The sequence below is a fragment of the Lishizhenia tianjinensis genome, assembly GCF_900116425.1.
GTDB classification, from domain to species: domain Bacteria; phylum Bacteroidota; class Bacteroidia; order Flavobacteriales_D; family Crocinitomicaceae; genus Lishizhenia; species Lishizhenia tianjinensis.
Map to the genome: position 1 here is coordinate 1 of NZ_FPAS01000011.1, position 2,065 is coordinate 2,065.

Sequence of the window (2,065 nt, forward strand, 5' to 3'; positions counted from 1 at the left end):
TATTGTTTGACCATAGTCCACTAAGCTGAACACAACGGAGTAGAACGGATAGCCCGCCCGGACAGCCAGCTTTAATTCAAAATTCATTATTCAAAATTTAAAATTAGAGACAGCTTCCGATAGTAGTGAATGTAAAATGGTATTAAGTCTAAAATGCTAATTTTCCATTTGCTTTCTGAGTTTATCTTTGAGTTCATCGGTGAAGATGTTTTGCGCCAAGCCCAAACTATCTAAGGTAATCGACCTAAAATTGGTTTCATCTGTATTACTGTAAATTTTATCTTGGTTGTTATCTATGATGGTTTTGAGCATTAAGGAATTAGATTTCTCATAATACATGTAACTCACAAACTTCTCCGAGAAAGGAGTGATTTGCGTGAAATTTTTTCCGTAAAGATCGGAGGTAAATAAGGCAACGGCATCTTCATCATTGTATATCTGGTCAAGGTTGTAATCTTTTTTAACCACACGGTAAAAAATTAAATTTCGTTCAAATTCATAGTGTACTCCAAAAGATAAAATGTGCAAACTATCCTCGGTAAGTGGGAAGGAAGTGTTTTGATCCAGGTCATGAAATAAGATGTTGCGAATGTCGAAGTCTTGTTGATTTCGGTTAACAAATTCTTTTTGCGCATTCATATCATAGAAGTTGCTATTATTTTCTTTAAAGCCAAAAGATCGTAGTTTAGAACTATTGGCTTTTTCTATTTCTCCACTAATTTCTGGTTTGTAGGAACAACCAATGGGGAAAAGCAATATACTATCTATACCGTAATTAAATTGATCACCGATAATAAGACTTGGTTTACCGCGAGGAATTTCTTCGAGTTTGCGATTTTCACAGGCCGTCACAAAGAAACCTGTGATCAGCAAGGCGAAGTAGATTGAAGTTTTGATTTTTTTCATAACCTCAATTTAAGATGGAATCGTGAATAGGAAAAAAATAATTGAAGCCTTTAACAATATTTAAGGAGTGGAAATGGGATAATAAAAATTGATCATGCACCAAATGACTTGAGTAGGCTAGAGCGGTAATAGTAATATTGTGGAAGTTTTCTTATTTTCAACCAAAATATTTTACCTATGAAATACCTATGTATACTACTCGCATTTATAACACTGAATTATGTAAATGCACAATCTAATGATAGCATAACGAGTTTTCCAGATGTTGAAGCACAATTCCCAGGAGGTCCGGAGGGCATGAAAACCTATTTGATGGAAAATACCGAATACCCAAAATTGGCGCAACAGTTAGGGGAAGAAGGAAAAGTTTATGTCAAATTCGTAGTTGAACGCGATGGTTCTTTATCTAATTTCGAAATTATTAGAAGTTCTGGAAGCAAAACACTAGACGCTGAAGCACTAAGAGTAGTGAAAAACATGCCAGATTGGACACCAGCTGAAAAGGATGGCGAAAAAGTTAGAAGCGTTTGCAGGTTTCCGATCAATTTTACTTTGGGTAAAGAAAAGAAGAAAAAACGTAGAAGAAGATAGTGTTGAAATAGCATTAATTTATAAAAGGGACCTAGGGTCTCTTTTTTGTTATTATAACTATGTATAGAAGTTGGATAATACTTTGAATTTTTCAGATCAGTAAATTTATATTATTGTCCAACCTAGTGCTAAGTTTATTTACGGTTTATGCAGAAATAAATGATACGATATCCCTTCCAATAGAGAGAGGCTGAATTCAAGGGAGGAACTTAGGCAATGAGGATATTTCTTTTGAGAATACGATTTATCCGGATTCAGCTAAAATTGATAGGGCTGAAGGAAAAGTGTACTTTCGATTTATTGTGGAAAGGGATGGTTCAATATCTGAAGTCCATTTTATGAAAAGTTCTGGGAAAAAATATTTAGATGCTATAGCTTTTCGTGTAAAAGAAAGTATGTATATATGGATACAGGTTATAAATACGAGTTAAGAATTAAGAATGCTGAGTTAAGAATTATAGAGAGGAGAGGTGTTCAATTTTGATTTTTGAATTTTGAATGATGAATTATAATTGGCTGTTAGCCGCGCTATCCGTTCTACTCCGTTGTGATCAGCTTAGTGGTCTAT

At 34.3% G+C, this 2,065-nt stretch carries 3 protein-coding genes; 2 read left to right on the forward strand and 1 reads right to left on the reverse strand.

Annotated features, from left to right (window positions below):
- Positions 1 to 156 precede the first annotated feature (156 nt).
- A complete protein-coding gene (locus BM327_RS15720) occupies positions 157 to 906 on the reverse strand; it encodes a hypothetical protein (RefSeq protein WP_090253436.1) in 750 nt (249 codons plus the stop codon).
- A 177-nt stretch (positions 907 to 1,083) separates the two neighbouring features.
- On the opposite strand from BM327_RS15720, the gene BM327_RS15725 reads away from it, so the two are divergent.
- Together BM327_RS15725 and BM327_RS16010 are read left to right on the forward strand one after the other, a co-directional pair.
- Positions 1,084 to 1,497, forward strand: coding sequence for an energy transducer TonB (locus BM327_RS15725; protein WP_090253439.1), 414 nt, complete (start codon positions 1,084 to 1,086; stop codon positions 1,495 to 1,497).
- Positions 1,498 to 1,739: 242 nt separating this feature from the next.
- Entirely contained in the window at positions 1,740 to 1,928 is a 189-nt protein-coding gene (locus BM327_RS16010) for an energy transducer TonB (RefSeq protein ID WP_396442391.1), read from the forward strand.
- The last annotated feature ends 137 nt before the right edge of the window (positions 1,929 to 2,065 follow it).

What these genes read in the sequence shown, in the direction of transcription:
- BM327_RS15725 (WP_090253439.1), top strand. Translation starts at nt 1,084, where the DNA reads ATGAAATACCTATGTATACTACTCGCATTTATAACACTGAATTATGTA.
- BM327_RS15720 (WP_090253436.1), bottom strand. Translation starts at nt 906, where the DNA reads ATGAAAAAAATCAAAACTTCAATCTACTTCGCCTTGCTGATCACAGGT.